The 1,679-nt window shown below is 36.7% G+C and carries 2 protein-coding genes and 1 pseudogene; 1 reads left to right on the forward strand and 2 read right to left on the reverse strand.

The features are described 5' to 3' along the window. Positions 1-183, reverse strand: a pseudogene (locus ACTXGO_RS13340) (N-acetylmuramoyl-L-alanine amidase); the annotation flags it as partial. Between the two features lie 85 nt (positions 184-268). Between ACTXGO_RS13340 and ACTXGO_RS13345 the strand changes: the two are divergent. Continuing rightward, positions 269-1,192 carry a hypothetical protein gene (locus ACTXGO_RS13345; protein WP_435950127.1) on the forward strand — a complete coding sequence of 308 codons (924 nt, stop codon included), beginning with the start codon at positions 269-271 and terminating at the stop codon, positions 1,190-1,192. Between the two features lie 43 nt (positions 1,193-1,235). Here ACTXGO_RS13345 and ACTXGO_RS13350 read toward each other — a convergent pair. Next, positions 1,236-1,679 (reverse strand): MOSC domain-containing protein (locus tag ACTXGO_RS13350; protein ID WP_443574861.1); only part of this gene is annotated, 444 nt, incomplete at its 5' end.

Raw genomic sequence — 1,679 nt, forward strand, 5'->3', positions numbered from 1 at the left:
TGAGACAGTATAGTGCAGGACGATAGTTTTGATACGCTCGCTTTTGCCTTGCGATTGATAAGTATCGCTATCGACGCGAAAGGTCTCGGTCGTCGCCATTTGCGGTTGGGGAGTGGTGATACAGCCTATCAAAGGTAGCGATAAGAAGGTCGCTAATGCTAAAGCGGTAAAGTTTTTTGCCATGAATTGCTCTGTAAGTAATGTATAATTTAAAATATTTATTAGAATAGATGTATTTTACATATTAACAAGTTAATGAGGGATAAAAATGTCACAGGACTCTGAACAAGAGAATAATACAGAAGTTTTGACTGAAGAAATTATTATTAGTAAAAAATGTGGAATTGTAATGCCAATATCTTCAATGGACGGTTACCCTGAATCTCATTGGAAAGATATTAGAAGAATATTAGAATCTGCTATCAGAGGAGCTGGTTTTGAAGCTAGAATAGTTAGTGAGTCAGACGATATTGGAGTTATTCATAAACGTATTGTACAAAACCTTTATGAAAATCCAATGATAGTTTGTGATATCAGTGGTAGAAATCCAAATGTTATGTTTGAACTTGGCTTGCGCTTAGCGTTTGATAAGCCAACTATAATCATTAAGGATGATGCTACTCAGTACTCTTTTGATACTTCAGTTATTGAGCATCTAAGCTATCCTAAAGACTTAAGACATCATAAGATTGATATATTTAAAGATGAATTAAAAGATAGAATTGAAAAAACTTACAAAACTTATCTCGAAAATCCAGAAAACTATTCAACTTTTCTAAAAAATTTTGGAGATTTCAAGACTCCTATAATTAACGAGGAAACAGTATCAGTTGATAAGTATATGTTAGATGAGATTAAAGGACTCAGATCATCAGTTCAAAGCCTATCTAGGTCGATACATATTAATAGTCAACTTGAAGTAAAAAGAGATGCTCATAAAATGACATTAATAAATGACACTGAGTCTAATATTCATGACGTCTATAATAGAATAGCTACAGCATTGAAATTTGATAATAATTTAGTTTTTTCAAGGTTATCGGGTAACAGAATTGATCTCGTAGGTAATAATACAACAGCATCTTATACAGACTTCGAAGATTATGTAAAAATGAGTATGAGTAACTTGAGTTATGAAATGAAAGAGGTCGGTCGTGGTTTGTACAGCATAGATCAAGATATACCATTTTAAATTATGAAACATTATTAGCACAAGTAAAGTTCGGAAGTACTAATTAATCCTTCCGAATCTTCTTAGCCAAAACGACTTTCCAACTCTCCTCTAAACACTCAATCGCTAACCAAGGCTCAATGACTTCAGCAGCATATTTCTCTTTTGAGTTCGACAATTGCCATAGCATCGAGAGCGTTGCAAACGGATAGGGACGCTCTACTAGATAAACGGGCAGATCCGCGTCAATCATGCCCGCGCGTACCACTTCGAAATACCAACCAGCGATACCTTGTTTGCTCACCCAAGCGGCGATATTGGGCACTTTATTAAACTGCCCGATTTGGTCGTTGATCTTATAACAAGGACGGCGTGGCTGCACGATACGCAGTTGGACGCTATGGCTGTCATCTCCATATTCAAAGATATCACCGATGCAAACGTTGCTCTCATCCATCTCAGGTAGGCCATTGACCGCCTCAGTCGTCAGGTTCTCACCGAGTGTGCC

The sequence above is a fragment of the Psychrobacter sp. T6-1 genome (assembly GCF_052258445.1).

What these genes read in the sequence shown, in the direction of transcription:
- ACTXGO_RS13345 (WP_435950127.1), top strand. Translation starts at nt 269, where the DNA reads ATGTCACAGGACTCTGAACAAGAGAATAATACAGAAGTTTTGACTGAA.